The organism is Candidatus Zixiibacteriota bacterium (assembly GCA_020853795.1).
Taxonomy (GTDB): Bacteria; Zixibacteria; MSB-5A5; order CAIYYT01; family CAIYYT01; genus JADJGC01.
This window is the reverse complement of sequence record JADYYF010000109.1, coordinates 120,723-138,062: the sequence shown is the minus strand read 5'-3', so window position 1 is coordinate 138,062 and position 17,340 is coordinate 120,723. Positions and strand designations below refer to the sequence as shown.

At 58.5% G+C, this 17,340-nt stretch carries 15 protein-coding genes; all 15 read left to right on the top strand.

Annotated features, from left to right (window positions below; all coding sequences use genetic code 11):
* Positions 1-18 precede the first annotated feature (18 nt).
* The 15 genes from IT585_09005 to IT585_08935 all read left to right on the top strand — a co-directional run bounded on the left by IT585_09005 (position 19) and on the right by IT585_08935 (position 17,318).
* Positions 19-1,560: a DUF4384 domain-containing protein gene (locus IT585_09005; GenBank protein ID MCC6963377.1), complete on the top strand. Its 1,542-nt coding sequence runs from the start codon at positions 19-21 to the stop codon at positions 1,558-1,560.
* A 169-nt stretch (positions 1,561-1,729) separates the two neighbouring features.
* Entirely contained in the window at positions 1,730-2,146 is a 417-nt protein-coding gene (locus IT585_09000; GenBank protein MCC6963376.1) for a hypothetical protein, read from the top strand.
* Positions 2,143-2,898, top strand: coding sequence for a hypothetical protein (locus IT585_08995; protein ID MCC6963375.1), 756 nt, complete (start codon positions 2,143-2,145; stop codon positions 2,896-2,898). Before IT585_09000 ends, IT585_08995 begins: the two co-directional genes overlap by 4 nt.
* A 149-nt stretch (positions 2,899-3,047) precedes the next feature.
* Positions 3,048-4,079: a heat-inducible transcription repressor HrcA gene (gene hrcA / locus IT585_08990; protein ID MCC6963374.1), complete on the top strand. Its 1,032-nt coding sequence runs from the start codon at positions 3,048-3,050 to the stop codon at positions 4,077-4,079.
* A gap of 8 nt (positions 4,080-4,087) precedes the next feature.
* Positions 4,088-4,654, top strand: coding sequence for a nucleotide exchange factor GrpE (gene grpE / locus IT585_08985; protein MCC6963373.1), 567 nt, complete (start codon positions 4,088-4,090; stop codon positions 4,652-4,654).
* 67 nt (positions 4,655-4,721) lie between these two features.
* The gene (gene dnaK / locus IT585_08980; protein ID MCC6963372.1) at positions 4,722-6,653 is read left to right on the top strand and encodes a molecular chaperone DnaK; all 1,932 of its coding nucleotides are present in this window, start codon (positions 4,722-4,724) and stop codon (positions 6,651-6,653) included.
* A gap of 34 nt (positions 6,654-6,687) precedes the next feature.
* Positions 6,688-7,863, top strand: coding sequence for a molecular chaperone DnaJ (gene dnaJ / locus IT585_08975; GenBank protein ID MCC6963371.1), 1,176 nt, complete (start codon positions 6,688-6,690; stop codon positions 7,861-7,863).
* A gap of 2 nt (positions 7,864-7,865) precedes the next feature.
* Positions 7,866-8,732: a 50S ribosomal protein L11 methyltransferase gene (locus IT585_08970; GenBank protein MCC6963370.1), complete on the top strand. Its 867-nt coding sequence runs from the start codon at positions 7,866-7,868 to the stop codon at positions 8,730-8,732.
* Positions 8,716-9,456 carry a 16S rRNA (uracil(1498)-N(3))-methyltransferase gene (locus tag IT585_08965; GenBank protein ID MCC6963369.1) on the top strand — a complete coding sequence of 247 codons (741 nt, stop codon included), beginning with the start codon at positions 8,716-8,718 and terminating at the stop codon, positions 9,454-9,456. Before IT585_08970 ends, IT585_08965 begins: the two co-directional genes overlap by 17 nt.
* Before the next feature lie 75 nt (positions 9,457-9,531).
* Positions 9,532-10,320 carry a prepilin peptidase gene (locus tag IT585_08960; protein ID MCC6963368.1) on the top strand — a complete coding sequence of 263 codons (789 nt, stop codon included), beginning with the start codon at positions 9,532-9,534 and terminating at the stop codon, positions 10,318-10,320.
* Positions 10,321-10,362: 42 nt separating this feature from the next.
* The gene (locus IT585_08955) at positions 10,363-12,288 is read left to right on the top strand and encodes a PAS domain S-box protein (GenBank protein MCC6963367.1); all 1,926 of its coding nucleotides are present in this window, start codon (positions 10,363-10,365) and stop codon (positions 12,286-12,288) included.
* A 77-nt stretch (positions 12,289-12,365) separates the two neighbouring features.
* On the top strand, positions 12,366-14,573 hold the full coding sequence (locus tag IT585_08950; GenBank protein MCC6963366.1) for an immune inhibitor A: 2,208 nt from the start codon (positions 12,366-12,368) through the stop codon (positions 14,571-14,573).
* Between the two features lie 362 nt (positions 14,574-14,935).
* Positions 14,936-16,135 carry an exodeoxyribonuclease VII large subunit gene (gene xseA / locus IT585_08945; protein ID MCC6963365.1) on the top strand — a complete coding sequence of 400 codons (1,200 nt, stop codon included), beginning with the start codon at positions 14,936-14,938 and terminating at the stop codon, positions 16,133-16,135.
* Between the two features lie 81 nt (positions 16,136-16,216).
* Positions 16,217-16,450 carry an exodeoxyribonuclease VII small subunit gene (xseB, locus tag IT585_08940; GenBank protein MCC6963364.1) on the top strand — a complete coding sequence of 78 codons (234 nt, stop codon included), beginning with the start codon at positions 16,217-16,219 and terminating at the stop codon, positions 16,448-16,450.
* Positions 16,443-17,318: a polyprenyl synthetase family protein gene (locus IT585_08935; GenBank protein ID MCC6963363.1), complete on the top strand. Its 876-nt coding sequence runs from the start codon at positions 16,443-16,445 to the stop codon at positions 17,316-17,318. The genes xseB and IT585_08935 overlap by 8 nt, the downstream gene beginning before the upstream one ends.
* The last annotated feature ends 22 nt before the right edge of the window (positions 17,319-17,340 follow it).

Genomic DNA, 17,340 nt, shown 5'->3' with positions numbered 1-17,340 from the left:
GAAGGAGTGGTAACTAATATGAAGCGCCTCGCCTTACTCACCGCGCTGATGCTGCTGGCTTCGGTGTTCTTCACCGACCATGCATCGGCACAGTCGACCCTGCGTCGCGGCTTTGACGACCTCGATGTCGACATCTGGACCGACAAGGATGACGGTTCCAACTACTACGAAGGTGACGAGATCACCATCTATTTCCGCGCCTCGCGCGACTGTTATGTGACGATTTACGACCTCGATACGCGCGGCAACGTCAATCTGATCTTCCCGGCTGAGCCCGGCGACCGCAACTTTGTCCAGGGCGACGCGGTTTATCAGATTCCCGACCCGTGGGATGATTACACGTTGACTTTGGAAGGTCCTCCGGGGACGGAGAACATCCAGATCGTGGCCAGCGTCGATCCGTATCCGGTGCCCGACTGGCGCGGACCGGTGTCGGTCTATAATGACGACGTCTGGGACTTCAAGTACGATGGCGACAACGAGCAATTTCTTGAGCGCGTCAACCGCCGGTATTTCCCGGATTACGGCACGGCCTATGACAACGTCTCGTTCTACGTCGCGCCGCGCTACTACTACAAGCCGGAGCGCGTGGAATGCGCCGGTGATTGTGGCCAGGTTTACATCGACTATCCGGACGGTTGCGAGGTTTACGTCAACGGCGTGTTCTGGGGTTATGCGCCGCTCTACATCCCGTCGATCTACCTGGGTCGCCATCGGGTGACGGTGTACTGGGGCACCAGTATCGTTTTCAACGATTGGGTGCTGATCGACCCGTGGATGCCGTACTTCGTTTATCCGCGTCCGCTGTATGTCTACGATTACTGCTGGACGCGCTGGTACCGCCATCATCACGACTGGGATTACTGGTACAATGGCCCGTCGCGCTACAAGTACAAGGATAACGACGATTTCTACACCTACAAGAAGCCGAATCCGCGGCGCGGATACGAGATCGTAAGCAACGATCACCGCAAGTACGAGAAGTCGAAGACCTACGCGGTCAAGTCGAGCCGGATCGAGAAGTACAAATCGAGTTACGGCTACGACAAGTCGACCAAGACGTTCTCGGCCGCCAAGGGCGCCTACAACAAGGCGGACAAGGGGCGCGGTTTCGAGAAGGGTTCCAGCGGTACGAAGGGCAAGTCGGGATTCGACGATTACTACGGCAAGAAGCCGGTGTCGAAGGGCACGACGAACGACGGCCGCGGCACCTACGACAAGAAGGGCAGCGGGTCCACCGGCGATTACGGCAAGTCCTCCGGCAGCAGCGGCACTTCCATTAAGAAGCAGCCGCGTTCGTCGGGATCGAGCGGCAAGTCGAGTCCGGCCGTGAAGAGCCCCGGTTCCAGCGGCAAGCAGCCGTCCGGTTCAGGATCGGGCAAGAAGTCGGGCGGCTCGGACGTGAAGCAGAAGTCGGGTGATTCCGGCGGCAAGTCGAGCGGCGGTTCGATAAGCAAGCCGGCGCCGAGTTCGAGCGGAAGCAAGAGCTCCGGTTCATCCGGCAAATCCGGCGGCAATTCCGGCAGCAAGTCGGGAGGGAACTCCGGCAAGAAGAAGTAGTCGCGACCGGCTGCCCGCTGTGAGTTCGACTTCAGTCGAACGAGCGGTATCCGGCGGATGATATTCAGTGACAAGCCATTCTTCTCATTGTGGTACGCACGGCGATTCGGTCCTCCCGATCGGGTCGCCGTCGCGATATTTGTAGTTGACGGATGGTGACGTTAACGCTATGAGTACTCTCGTGAACAAATCGACCGGAATCATCGCGCTGGTGCTGGCGCTGTTACTGCTGGGTGCGGGGCCGGCATTTGGACTGCAGAAGACGCCGCGGCCCAAGTCCGACAAAGCGGCGGATTCGGCCAAGGCCAAACCGGCCGTCGTGACGCCGAAGCCGCCGACGCCGGCGGCGACGACGTCCGCCGATTCGGTAAAGAAGATCGCGCCGACTTCCGGGAAGTTCAACGATTTTCGGGATGCCAACAAAAACGGCATCGATGACCGGCTCGAGAAGAAGCCCGAACCCGGCAAGTCGCAGCCGGAGAAGACGAAAACCAAACCGACGGAGAAGAAGGCGACTGAGAAGAAGAGCGAACCTTCAAAGACCACGCCTTCCAAGACCATCACCAAGACGTCAAAATCCAAGTGAACCGCCGATTCATCACACTGAGCGAACATCGTTGTGCTTTGCGCTCGCTCTCAATTCTGACTTGTATCCTGGCAGGTGCGCTAGCGGCGTCTGCCGCCGACTCGACCATAACGCTGACATACAACGTCACGCGATATGGCAATCTGCAGGCGGTGATTGGCCGGCACCTGACGATTGAAAAGTTTACGCCGAACCGTTACGACATTGCGGTATATGAGTACCGGCTTGATCGTTCGGCCGGGACAGGGATTCCTGACAGCATGCAGATTCTCCACAGTGGTCTTGATCGAGCTGCTTTTTCAGGCAGTGCCGCAGTTCGACCCGATCCGGGCATGCTGGCCGCCAAACTCTCTTCCGAGTCCCAACTTCGCCTGACGGCAACAGGGGATTCGATTGAGGTGTGCGGATTGAAGGCATTCAAGTACCTGCTTGGCGCTGGAGTGTCGCGGGAGTTGTTCGTGTGGCTGGCGCCGTTACCGGCCGGGCTTGAGAATTACTCGGTCGTCACCGAGACCGAATATGTTCGCCGCACGGGGACATTTGTGATGTCGGAGTTTCTGCGCAAGACGGTGCGGGCGGCAATTGCGGCCGGGGTGGAATTCCCGCCGGGCTCGGGGAAGGTGGTCGGTGACTTGCTGCCGGTCCGAATCGACACCGCAACCGACATGAGCGGATTGCTGAGCCGCGACAACAGCTACCTGATCGAACTCGTGTCTGTTTCCGGCATAAGCTCAAGCAAGCCAACACAGTAGAGGGTAGTCTCCCGCCGCCATTCAATCGCCAAACTTTTCCGCGAACGTGCGTATAAGTATCTGACAGCTTTGCGGTTGACACACCGCTTTTTTGTGCTACTTTCCTTGGCACTCTCGCGGTGAGAGTGCTAAAGTCGAATCGAGGACGAATGGCCGTGTACAAACTGAATGAACGTGAACGCACCGTGTTGGCTGTGCTGATCGACCATTATATTCGCACCGCCGAGCCGGTCGGTTCGCGGGTCATCTCGACGAAATATAGCCTCGGCGTCTCGCCGGCGACGGTGCGCAACACGCTTTCAGACCTCGAAGAACAGGGCTTGATCGAGCAGCCGCACACCTCAGCCGGACGCATTCCGACCGAGACCGGTTATCGTCTCTACGTCGATACTTTGCTCAAGACCGAGAAATTGCTCAGTTCCGACCGCGAGAAAATCAAGCGGCTACTGACGGTTGATTACAGCGCCGTGGAAGACGTGCTGGAGCAGACCGCGCGGGTGCTGGCGAAGGTCACGACGCAGCTCGGCGTGACAGTGATGCCGAAATTCGAGCAGGCGGTGCTGCACAAAATCGATCTGGTGCAGGTGACCGACACCAAGGTGATGGTGATTATCGCGGCCAAGTCGGGTTTTGTCCGCACGATTCTGCTGGAGATCGACGCGGCCTTTGATCAGGACAGTATCCGCGAGACCGCCGACCTGCTGAACGAGAAACTGAGCGGGTTGACGCTCGGAGAGATCAAGAAAACGGTGTTTGAACGGTTGCGCGGCGCGAGTCGCGGCGAGCCGCAGTTATTGAAGCTATTCATGGAGCAGCACGAGCATATTCTCGACGAGTCCGCGCTCGAAAGCCTGCATACCGACGGCACGACCAATATCATCGCACAAAAGGAATTCAAGGATCCAGAGAAGCTCAAGGAGTTCCTGGCGCTGCTGGAAGAGCGCAAGAGTCTGATTGGGTTGTTGAAGAACAAGACGGTTTCGGAGGGTCTCAGCGTCACGATCGGCGCCGAGTCGAACATCAACGGCATGAAGGGTTGTTCCGCCGTCATCCATACATACCAGATCGGCGAGACGCGCGGCACGATCGGCGTGATCGGGCCGACCCGGATGGAGTATGCGAAGCTGATGTCGGTGGTGGATTACACGGCCAAGGTGCTCTCCGAAATTCTTTCACGATAGGGAACGGCATGGGTGAGACAGATAACAAGCTGACGGAAGAAGCGATCGACCAGAAGTCGGGCGAAGAGGCACTGGCCGAGGCGGCTGCGTCCGAGATGGTTGACGAAGCGAGCGCAGTCCAGCGCCAACTGGAAGAGCAGAAGAACGATTATCTGCGGCTGGCAGCGGAGTTCGACAATTATCGCAAGCGCACCACGCGCGAGTTCGCAAGCCTGGTCAAGACCGCCAACGAGAGCCTGGTCGGCGAACTACTGGAGGTGCTGGACAACTTCGAGCGGGCGTTCAAGAGCCGGGAAGAGAAGCCCGACTTTGAAGCTTATCACAAGGGCATGACACTGGTGTTCGACCGCCTGACGGCGATCCTGGGCCGGGCTGGCCTGAAGCGGTTCGAGTCGGTGGGACAGAAGTTCGATCCGAACTTGCACGAGGCCATGATGCAAGTCGAAGCGGCCGACCAGGAGCCCGACACCATCGCCATCGAGATTCAGCCCGGCTACGAACTCAACGACAAGGTAATCCGCCACGCCAAGGTCGGCGTTGTGAAGGCGGCGGAGCCGAAGGACGAAAACAAGTAATTGCCGTCCGGCGTTTAATTGATACTTTTAGGCGCGCTGTGGAAGGCGTGACGGAGGTTTAGCGAGAATGGGCAAGATTATTGGCATAGATCTGGGCACCACGAATTCCTGTGTAGCGGTGATGGAAGGCGGGCAGCCGGTGGTCATTCCCAACCAGGACGGTGGGCGGACCACGCCGTCGGTCGTAGGATTCACCGAGAGCGGTGAGAAGCTGGTGGGGCAAGTCGCGAAGCGCCAGGCGATCAAGAATCCGACCAACACGGTCTTCTCGATTAAGCGTTTCATGGGGCGCCGTCATTCCGAGGTCAGTTCCGAGGAGAAGCTTGTCCCGTATCACGTCACCGAGAATGAAAGCGGCGATTGCCGCGTCGAAATCCAGGGGAAGCTGTATTCGCCGCCGGAGATTTCGGCGTTGATCTTGCAGAATCTCAAGGGCGCGGCCGAGTCGTACCTGGGTCAAGCCATCACACAGGCGGTGATCACGGTGCCGGCCTATTTCAACGACAGTCAGCGGCAGGCCACCAAAGATGCCGGCCGGATCGCGGGACTGGAAGTGCTGCGCATCATCAACGAGCCGACGGCGGCGGCGCTGGCCTACGGTCTCGACAAGCAGAAGAATCAGAAGATCGCCGTCTACGATCTGGGCGGCGGCACGTTCGATATCTCGATTCTCGAACTCGGGGACTCGGTGTTCGAAGTTCTGGCGACCAACGGCGACACGCATCTCGGCGGCGACGATTTCGACCAGCGCCTGATCGATTTCATTGCCGACGAGTTCAAGCGTCAGGAGGGGATCGACCTGCGCAAGGATCGCATGGCGCTGCAGCGTCTGAAAGAGGCGGCGGAGAAAGCCAAGTGCGAGTTGTCGACGACGATGCAGACGCAGGTGAACCTGCCGTTTATCACGGCCGACCAGTCGGGGCCGAAGCATCTCGATCTGACGATCACCCGCGCCAAGCTGGAGCAGTTGTGTGAAGACCTGATTCAGCGTTCAGTCGAGCCGTGCAAACGCTGCCTGGCGGACGCGGGTTTGTCGCCATCGCAGATCAGCGAGGTGGTTCTCGTCGGCGGCATGACGCGGATGCCGAAGGTGCAGCAGGTAGTGCGCGAGCTGTTCGGACGCGAGCCCCACAAGGGCGTAAATCCGGACGAAGTCGTCGCGATCGGCGCGGCGATTCAGGCCGGCGTATTGGGCGGGGAAGTCAAGGATGTGCTGTTGCTCGATGTGACGCCGCTGTCGCTGGGAATCGAGACGCTTGGCGGTGTGATGACGCGCCTGATCGAGCGCAACACGACGATTCCGACGCGCAAAGCGCAGGTATTTTCGACGGCGTCCGACAACCAGCCGGCGGTCAATATCCACGTGTTGCAGGGCGAGCGCGAAATGGCGATCGACAATCGGACGTTGGGGCGGTTCGATCTGGTCGGAATTCCGCCGGCGCCGCGCGGGGTGCCGCAAATCGAGGTGGCGTTCGATATCGATGCCAACGGCATCGTCCATGTCTCGGCCAAGGATCTGGGTACCGGCAAGGAGCAGAAGATCAAGATCGAAACCTCGTCCGGCCTGTCGGAGCAAGAGATTCAGCGCATGGTCAAGGATGCCGAGGCGAATACCGAGGCCGACCACCGCAAGCGGGAACTGATCGACGCCCGCAACAAGGCCGATCAGTTGATCTACTCAACGGAAAAGACGCTCAAGGATTACGGCGACAAGGTCTCCGAGGACGACCGGAAGGCGATCGTGGAGGCGAAGGAACGGCTGGCGGCGGCGATGCAAACGGAGTCGGTCGAGATCATCAATCAGAAGATGGAAGACCTGATGAATGCCTCGCACAAGATTGCCGAACAGATTTACAAGCAGACTGCCCAGCAACAGGCACAGGGGGCGCCGGGCGGCGGCCCGCAGCCGGAGAGCGGCCCGCAAGCGCAAGGTGCGGAGGGCGGCAGCGGCGCGGTGGATGCCGATTACGAAGTCGTTGACGACGACAAGAAAAAGTAGCCGAACGCGCTGATGGAGGTCATCGCCAACGCACATGGCTAAACGAGATTATTACGAGATTCTCGGCGTGTCGAAGTCGGCCACCGAAGAAGACATCAAGAAAGCCTATCGCAAGCTTGCGATTCAGTATCACCCGGACAAGAACCCGGGCGACAAGGCCGCCGAGGAGAAATTCAAGGAGGCGACCGAGGCCTACGAAGTGCTTAAGGATCCGCAGACGCGGGCGCGCTACGATCAATTCGGGCATGCCGGTGTCGGCGCCGGTCAGGGAGCAGGCAACTACGGCGGCGGCTTCGGCCAAGGTTTCGACATCAACGACGCGCTGCGCGCCTTCATGCGCGACTTCGGCATGGGCGGCTCGATCTTCGATGAAATGTTCGGCGGCGGTTCTTCGCGCCGCGGCGATCGCCGCCAGTCGTTCCATGGCGAGGATATCAAGGTCCGGCTGAAACTGACCCTCGAAGAAATCGCTTTCGGTACCGAGAAAGTCATCAAATTCCGCCGCTTCAAGCGTTGTCAGACGTGTCACGGTTCGGGCGCCGCGGCCGGAGCTTCGCGCGAACGCTGTCGCGTCTGCAACGGTGCCGGCGAAGTCCGCCACGTGTCGCGGTCGATGTTCGGCCAGTTCATCAATGTTTCGACCTGCTCGAATTGCGGCGGCTCCGGCGAGGTGATAACCACGCCGTGCGGTACCTGTGCCGGTTCGGGCCGGGTCGAGGAGCAGGCGACCATCACGGTCAAAGTCCCGGCGGGGGTTGCCGAGGGGAACTATATCCCGCTGCGCGGGGAGGGCAATGCCGGGATGCGCGGAGGCGAGTCGGGCGATTTGATCGTGCTGATCGAGGAGAAACCGCACGAACGCTTCATTCGCCAGGGCAATGATCTCATCACGGAGATCCCGATCACGATGGCGGCGGCGGTGCTCGGCGCGGAGATCGATGTGGAGACGCTGGACAGCGCAGTCAAACTCAAGGTTCCAGCCGGCACGCAGGACGGCAAGATTCTGAAATTGCGCGGCCAGGGACTGGGTCGACTGCGTTCCGCCGGACGGGGGGATTTGCTCGTCAAGATCACGGTCTGGACGCCGCAAAATCTCTCGTCGGAACAGAAACAGCTTTACGAAAAACTCCGCCGGTTGGAGGGCGACATGCCGCCCGCCCGCGAGACCAAGTCGATCCTTGAACGGCTGCGGGAATCGCTGGGAGTCTGACATTGGCCGGTTACCTTGAAGTCAGCATCAAGTGCGATCCCACCAATGAGGACATCGTCACGTCATACATTACCGAATCGCTATCGCAAGGACTGGTGACGGAGGTCTCCGATGCCGATTTCCACGTCAAATTCTATCTTCCGATTGAAGAAGAGTCGCGGGACAAGGTGGAATCGCTCGGCAAGTATCTCGTCCGCGTCGGCATCGCACGCGCGGAGAATCTCGATGCCGTCATCTCGGTCAAGGCGATCGACGACATCGACTGGATCAAGCAATACCAACAGTCGTTTCGGTCGATCATCATCGACAACGTCGTGGTCAAGTCCACCTGGGACGAGGCCGATTACGGCGACAAGCTGCAGATCACGATCGAACCGAAGATGGCTTTTGGTACGGGCCATCACGAGACCACGCAGTTGTGCGTGGCGCAGTTGCTCAAGGATATCAAGCCCGGCGATAAGCTGCTCGATCTCGGCTGCGGGTCGGGTATCCTGAGTATTCTCGCCGCCAAGCTGGGGGCATCCGAGGCGCTCGGCCTTGACATTGACCTGGCCGCGATCGAGAACGCCAGAGAAAACGTGGTGATCAATCAGGTTGAACCGATCGTGCAAATTCAATTCGGTTCGATGGAAAAGGTCAATCGCAGCGGCTACTACGACGTGGTGGTCAGCAACCTGATCAAGGATGAAATCTACAATCTGTTCGAGAACTTCATGCGCAGCCTCAAGACCGGGGGCGTGATGATTCTCTCCGGAATCCTCACGGACCAGGAGGCCGAATTTCTGAGCTTCCTCAGTCTCAAGCGGGTTCGGGGCAATCTGATCACGCGCAAGAACGAATGGATTTGTTGCCGTGTCATCAAAGCATAGCGCCGCCACCCACTTCTACTTCGAACCCCGGCAACTCGACCGCGACACCTGTCTGTTCTCGCGCGAAGAAAGCGACCACATTCTCAAGTCGTTTCGCCTTTACATCGGCGATCGGATTGCCGCCACGGATGGTTGCGGCCGTCTCTATCAAATGAAGCTCACCGCTTTTGAGAATCGGCTCGTGCGCGCGCAGGTCATCAGTTCTGCCGAACGCGTCAATGAACTACCGGTCGCGATCACGATCGGTTTTGGAATGCCGCAGCCATCGAAAGCGGATCAGATTATCGACCAGTGCACGCAATTGGGCGCGGCCGCGTTCGTGCCGATCCTGGCCAAGAACTCTCCCGGCAAGCTCACCGGCGAAAAGGCCCAGGTGCGGCTGGAACGGTGGCGCAAGGTGGCGATCAGCTCGATGAAGCAATCGCTGCGGACGGTGCTGCCGGAGATCAACGCGCCGCGCGACGTGGCGGATCTGGCCGGGACGATCGGTAGCTATGATGCGGCGATTGTTGGTAGCTTGAAAGGGACGGCTCTTAGCGGGGAGGTGTTGCCGGCCGCGGCCAACAAGATTCTGCTTCTGACCGGCCCGGAGGAGGGGTTCAGCCGAATCGAGGAGGATACCCTGATTCGCGCGGGTGCGACACCGGTGCTGTTGGGAGAACGACGTCTGCGCGCGGAATTGGCGCCGGTGGTGCTGCTGAGCGCGGTTGTTTACAGCCTCTAAGGCCACAAAATCGACGGGATTTTGCGAAGAAAACTGTCTGCAACTTTCGGCGATTTCGCCGATACTATTTCTATCATGCAGCCCGAAACCTTGATCGGCATCTACGCCTTCTGCCTGGGCGCGTTCATTGGTTCATTCTTGAACGTTCTCATTTACCGTCTGCCGCGGAGCGAAGATTTCGTGTTTGGGCGGTCGCATTGTCCCCACTGCGGGCTGCTGATCCGTTGGTACGACAATATTCCCTTGCTCAGTTATATCATCCTGCTGGGCAAATGCCGCAAATGCCGGCGGCATATTTCCTGGCGATATCCGCTGGTTGAACTGCTGACTGCTGCGTTCTTCTTGGTGGTCTTCCTGCTCTACGGCATCAGCTACCAATCGCTGGTCGCGATTGTCTTTTTCGCGCTACTGCTGGTGATTACGTTTATCGACTTCAAATACTATATCATTCCCGACAAGATTACCTATCCCGGAATGGTGCTGGGGTTGGCACTCTCGTTTGTGAACCCGCTGATTTCGCCGCTGGAATCGCTGGTCGGGCTTCTGGCCGGCGGGCTGACACTCTATCTCCTCGCGATCCTGGGAGACTATTTCCTCAAAAAGGAGTCGTTGGGAGGCGGCGACATCAAACTGGCCGCGGTGCTCGGCGCATTTCTCGGTTGGAAGAACCTCTTTCTCATCTTCTTTGCGGCTGCGGTTTTCGGCCTGATCTACGCCGTCCTGCGCATGGTGATCGCGCGGCAGTCGGCGGCCGGGCGCATGATTCCGTTCGGACCGTTTTTGTCGCTGGCCGGCCTGCTGGCGCTCTTCTTCGGCAATTTGCTGGTTGACTACTACGTCAGCCAATTTCTGGCGTTGAATTAGCCCCGCCTGCACGCAACCCCGCCCTTCGCCGATAATAACATTATGACCGATTCCAGCCGTCCGCCACGGGAGAGCCGCATATTTCGATACTTGGGGCTCAGCTACGAAATTCGCATTCGCATCACCCTGGGTTTCCTGTTTGTCCTGATCTTGATCGCCAACCTGAATTCACTGCGCTTCTTCAACGAGACCACCGCCGTCAGTGATGAGAGCCTGCGCCTGCAGACGGCGCAGAATCTGAACTTGATTGCCGCAACGCTCAGTTCCAGTCCGCGCGAACGCCTGCAGAGTTCGGCGGTGCGCGACCTGGCGCTGGCGGCTGGTTTTGAACAACTCCTCCTGGTGGAGACCGACTTGCTTCGCGACACGGCATCGGGGTCGTCGGTGCTGATCACGCCCGAGCAACTGAGTTCGATCCGGCGCGCGTACGCCTTGCCGAAGTCGGTTGCGGGCGGCGTGCGCGCGGCGCTGCCGCTGACGATCACGGAGTCGTTTGCGGTTGCGACAAATCGCTTCGAGCGCGGTGCCTTCTTCCATTTTGTCACGGACTCCGGCCAACCGCTGACGTTGTTTGCGGCGCTGGATGCCGACACGCAAGGGGAACTGGCGCGGTTCGCAAAGCTGAACACGTTATTTCAAATCATCAGCCTGTTGGCGGCCTCGACGATCGCACTGCTGCTGTTGAAGATTACATTCAAACCGTACCGGCAGATCAAGAACGAGGCGATTGCCGCTGAGGTTGCCGCGCCCGAGCGCGGGGAGTCGGTGGATTTTGCGGTGGCGACTTTCCAGAAGGTGATTGCGGAGCTTCAGGTTAAGGAAAAGAAACTGCAGGAGCTCTATGCCGAGCAAAAGCAGCGCGCCGCCAGCCTTGAACGCTACAATGAGTATGTCCTGCGCAGTATGCCGTCGGGTGTGATCAGCTGTGACACAACCGGCAAGCTCACGCATTTCAATGCGGCTGCCGGCTCGATCCTTGCGCTTGATCCGCAGATGCTAACGGGCAAGGACTATCGCGAGGCGTTTGCTACCTATCCGATGCTGGGCGACTTGTTTTCTTCAACGCTGCAGTCGGCGCAGGCGAACCGGATCACCGAAACGCAGATCGAGAACGGCGCCGGCGAGCGGCTCTGGATCAGTCTCAGCAGTTCCGTATTGCGCGACAATGAAGGCCACTTGCGGGGCGCGATGATCATGATCAATAATCTGACGGAGCTGAAACGCCTCGAAGCAGCGATGATGTTAAAAGAACACATGGCGGCGCTGGGTGAAATGTCGGCGGGGCTCGCGCACCAACTGCGCAATTCGATGGGCGCGATTGTCGGCTTCGCGCAATTGCTGGGCCGACAATCGACGATCGAGCCAAACTCCGCAGCCGTGGCGGAGAATATTCTCAAAGAGGCGCGGGCGACCGGCGATATGCTCGATCGATTTCTGCGCTTAAGTCGACCCTCGGAGTTGGCGATCGCCGAGGTTGATTTTGATGAACTGGCTGCCGCTCTTAAGCGTCACTTCCAGCAGCAATTGGAGCTGCGGAGTTTGCGTTTGTCGATTTCCCGACCACCACAACTGCGGCAGTTGCTGGCGGATCAGGTGCTGCTGCTGAATATTCTGACTAATCTTGTCCAGAACGGAATTCATGCCTCGCCCGACGGGGAAGTGATCGCCGTCGACATCACCGACGATCTCGGTCAGAACGAGGTGATCTTCAGGGTCATCGATCGTGGCCGCGGCATCATGCCGGACATCCTTGAGCACATCTTCACACCGTTCTATACAAGCGGCAAAGCTGACGGCACCGGTCTCGGATTGGCGCTGGTTCAAAAATGGGTGTTGGCGCACGGGGGCCGCATCGACTGCGACTCGACCGTCGGCGCGGGAACGACATTCACGGTCCGCTTGCCGCTCAGTCCCGAGTGGGCCGGCGCCGACGCGAGGCAAAACCCTCTTGCTGAATCCCGCGTGTAAGCTATATTGGCTCTTGAAATCCGGTTTTGGCCGGTAATATCACCACGCCGTTGCTTTTACATCTGAGGAGCCCGCACATGACAAGACGAGCTATTGTCATTTTCCTGACATTATCACTGTTGATCGGGGCTGCGATCGCGCAGGGAGCCGGTGAGCGCCTGGCGAAGGTGCGCGTCGCCATCGAGAGCCGCGCCGATTATCTGGCGCTCAAGTCTCTAAGAATGGACGAAGTCTACCAGGGTGAGAAGTACATCGATGTGCTGGTCGCTCCGGAGGAGATTGCCCGACTGGAGCAACACGGATTGCGGTATAGCGTCGAAGCCCCCGACCTTACCGCCTTCTTCCAGAGCCGATTTGATCCGTCGCGCGACATGGGCGGGTATCGTACGCTTTCCGAAATTTACCTGGCGATGGATTCGATTGCGAATCAGAACCCGCTGATCGTGCGCGGCAAGTGGTCGATCGGCAACACGATCGAGGGTCGCCCAATTTACGTGATGAAGATATCGGATAATGCCTTGATCGACGAGGACGAGCCGGAAGTGTACTACTACGGCGCGATCCATGCGCGCGAGGTGATTACGCCTGAACTGCTGATCTACTTCATGCGTTATCTGACCAACAACTACGGCACCGATCCGCAAGTGACGTACCTGGTGAACAATCGCGAGTTGTTCTTCTCGACCGTCGTCAATCCGGACGGCTACTATCACAACGAGGTGATTGAGCCGGGCGGGGGCGGTTTGTGGCGCAAGAACCGGCGTAACAACGGCGACGGTTCGTATGGTATCGACCTGAATCGCAATTTCGGATATCAATGGGGCTATGATGATGAGGGATCATCGCCGATTGGCAGCGACGAGACGTATCGCGGGGCTTCGGCCTTCTCGGAACCGGAGACGCAGCGGATTCGCGATTTCATAATCTCGCACAATTTCGTCATTGCCTTAAGCTATCACTCCTATGGCAACTACTTCCTGTGGCCGTGGGGCTATGATCAGATCTACACGCCCGACAACGACATCTTCCAGACAATGGGGGATTCGATCCGCGCTCAGACCAATTATGCAATCGGGCCGCCGTGGCAGTTGCTATATCCAGTCAATGGTTCCACCGATGACTGGGGCTATGGGGAGCAGACGCTGAAGAACAAGACCTACGCCGTCACGATCGAGGTGGGCACGCAGTCGGACGACTTCTGGCCGCCAACATCCCGCATCACACCGCTCGTGCAGGCCAATGTTTATCCCAATCTGTTTGTGGCCCGGATCGCCGACAAGCCGGAGAGGCTTCGGGTACCGGCGCAGCCACAGATTTATCCGCTGGGCATCATTGAAGCGAATGCCACGGATGTCTACTGGCATCATGCCGACACCGTCAATCCGGCGGTGTCCTACGAATTGTGGCAGTTGCAGGGATTCACTCGCACTACGGACAACATCGAGGCCATCAGCGGCAACTGGATCACCAATGGTTTTACAGTCTCGACGACCCGCGCCCACTCCGGCACGAAATCGTATTTTGGCGGCTCGGCGGCGAATCTCAACAATCGGTTGTCCGCTTTTAACAAGCTGAGCGTCCAAGCCGGCGACAGCCTCAAGTTCTGGACCTGGTATGATATCGAGACCAATTGGGACTACGGCTACGTGGAAGTCTCCACCAACAGCGGTTCGACGTGGGCGAGCATCCCGGGCAACATTACAACCAACACCAATCCCAACGGCAACAATCTCGGTAACGGCATCACGGGACTATCGTCCTCGTGGGTTGAAGCGAAGTTCAGTCTGGCCGCGTATGTCGGGCAAGATATCAATTTGCGGTTCCGCTATGTCACGGATGGCTTCGTCAATGATCCCGGCTGGTGGATTGACGACATTTATCCAGTTGAAGGCTATGCGACTGAGACGATGCTTTCCAACAGCATCACCGACACGACCTATCATGTTGCTGGACTCAGCGCCGGGGAGTACTTCTATCGTGTCCGCGCCAAGGATGCTGAAGCGCAGTGGTCGGCGTTTAGCTCGGTAGAGAACCTGACGGTCAATCTATGCACATGGAAGGTGGGGGATGCCAACGGCGACGATGCGTACAGCATCAGCGATGCCGTCTACATCGTCAGCTACGTGTTCTCCGGCGGACCAAGTCCGATGCCGCATGCGATCGGGTCAGGCGATCTGGATTGCAGTGGCGCCGTGAACATCTCCGATGCGGTCTATATTATCAATTTCATCTTCGCGGGCGGACCGCCGCCGGCGCCGAGCTGTGAGTGTGGCGACTACCTGTGAGTGCGGCCTGATCTGAGGGGAAACTGCCTGAAAAAAGAATTGGCGGAGGTTGCTAAGACCTCCGCCAGTGGATAGATTGGTAAGACACTACTGGCCAAGATGCTGATATACAATGCAATCTTTGTGCCAAATCCACGCCTCCATTGTTCGTTGCTAATCATCATCTTATCCGAGTGATCTAACACATGAGATGAAGCAGTGTCGGTATTCTTGACATAGATTCCGACCTGTTTCAATACTCGGTCGCTGCAACAATCTGTTGTTCAGAAGGTTAACCGAGAGCTTCCAACCGTCGTCGGCGCCTACACCGGAAGCGCCTCATTGTGATTGCTTGAGCGATTGAAAGGTGTATAATCGGTAACATGGTTGAGCAAGATTCCGCGCACGTCTATTCGGTTTCGGACATCACGCGGGAGATCAAGGGGATTCTCGAAGGTGAGTTTGTATCGGTATGGGTTGAGGGGGAAATCTCGAACTACCTTCACCATTCGTCGGGCCATCGGTATTTCACCCTTAAGGATGCCGGGGCTCAACTCAAGGCGGTAATCTGGAAGTTTTCCGGCCAGGGGTTGACGTTCGAACCGAAGGATGGGCAGAAGGTGCGCGCATTTGGTGATATCACGCTCTACGAGAAGGGCGGCTACTACCAGTTGCGCGTGGTGCGCTTGTTGCCGAAAGGAATCGGTACTCTGGAAGAGCAGTTCCAAAAGCTTAAGGCGAAATTGGCGGCGGAAGGGCTATTCGATGAAACGCGTAAGCGGCCGATTCCGCAGTTTCCGGCGGCGATCGGGATCGTAACTTCGCCGACCGGCGCGGCGATCCGCGACGTACTGAATATTTGCCGGCGGCGGGCGCCGTCGGTGCGATTGATTTTGCGACCGACCAAGGTTCAGGGTGACGGTGCAGCGGAGGACATTACAGCGGCGATCCGCGAGTTCAACCGTTACGGACAGGTCGATGTGCTGATTGTCGGCCGCGGCGGCGGCTCGCTGGAGGACCTGTGGGCATTCAATGAGGAAGTCGTTGCACGAGCCATCTCCGAGTCGGAAATCCCGATTATCTCCGCCGTCGGGCATGAGATCGATTTCTCGATTGCGGATTTTGTGGCCGATTTGCGCGCCGCGACACCATCGGCGGCGGCGGAACTGGCGACGTTTGACGCGACGGCACTGCTGCAGGGAGTGGCGGCGGCTTCGTCGCGACTGACACGCGCGCTGGCTCGAGCGGCGGAATTGCGCCGGGAACGGCTTCAACGCGTAGTTCGCTCGCGGGTTTTTGTCAGGCCGGCGACGATTCTCGAGCCGTTTGCGCAGCGCCTCGACGAAGGGACTTCCGCAATGCGCCATGCCGCCGAGAAACTGATGCTGCGCCACGGCGGACGATACGAAACCTTGAAGCATAAGCTGGAAGCGCTGTCGCCGGACAACGTACTCAAGCGGGGCTATGCGGTGGTGCGCCGCAAAGCGGATCTCGCCATCGTCAAGCAGGCGGCATCATTGAATACGGGCGATGGAGTGGAGATCAGCTTCGGCGACGGCCAGCGCGATGCAACCATTGATTAGCTCATCGCGCCGGATTAGAGGGTTGCGCAGCGCGTTTTTTCGGTTATAATGCCGTTTCCCAAGATTTACTGAGAGGCGAATTTGGCGGAAAAAACTACAGGCTTTGAGGATAACCTGCGCCGGCTGGAAGAGGTCGTCAGCAAGCTAGAGCAGGGTGATCTGCCGCTGGAAGAGGCGATCAAGCTCTTCCAGGAGGGGATGCGGCTGTCGAAACTCTGCGGTGAACGCTTGACTGCGGTCGAGGCCGAGATCAAGAAGCTCGTCGCGGAAAACGACCAGTTCAAACTTGAGAACTTCGGCGGCGCCGATGCCTGATGCCGTGAAGCTGGATACGCCGCCATTCCAGGCCGTGCGCGTCAAGGTCGACCGATATCTTGAATCGATGCTGCCTCCGGCCACGACGCCGCCACAAGAACTGCACGCCGCGATGCGCTACTCGGTACTGGCAGGCGGGAAGCGGCTGCGCCCCGTGCTGGCGGTTTCGGCATACTATGCCTGCGGCGGCAGCGAAGAGATCATTTATCGTTACGCGGCCGCGCTGGAATTGCTCCATACCTATTCGCTGATCCACGACGATCTGCCGTGCATGGACGACGATGATTTTCGCCGCGGCCAACCGACGCTGCACAAGCAGTTTTCCGAGTATATTGCCGTGCTGGCGGGAGATGCCTTGCACGCGCTGGCGTTCGAAATTCTTGCCGAATCGGGCGATTCGCGCGTAGTCATTGAAGTCGGTCGGGCGATCGGCACGCAGGGGATGATCGGCGGCCAGGTTGCCGACGTCCAGGCGGAGGGCAAAGCGGTGACGCTCGCTGATGTGGAATGGATTCATCGCCACAAGACGGCGGCCCTGATTGCCGCCTCGGTCAAGATCGGCGCGCTGCTGGCGCATGCCCCCGACGGGGTCGTAGGGCAACTGACGCGCTACGGCGAGCGACTGGGGCTGGCGTTTCAGATCGTTGATGATATCCTTGATATCGAGGGCGATTTTGAGGCGTTGGGCAAGACGGTCGGCGCCGATACGCGTCTGGAAAAGGCCACGTACCCAAAGGTGGTCGGCCTCGAACGTTCGCGCGAGCTGGCCGCGCAACTCATTGCCGAGGCCAAGGATATGTTGACAGGGTTTGGGGAAAAGGAGATATTCGTGAAACTGGCAGACTATATCCTGGCCCGCGAACAGTAACGAACAATTGTGACGATTGCGA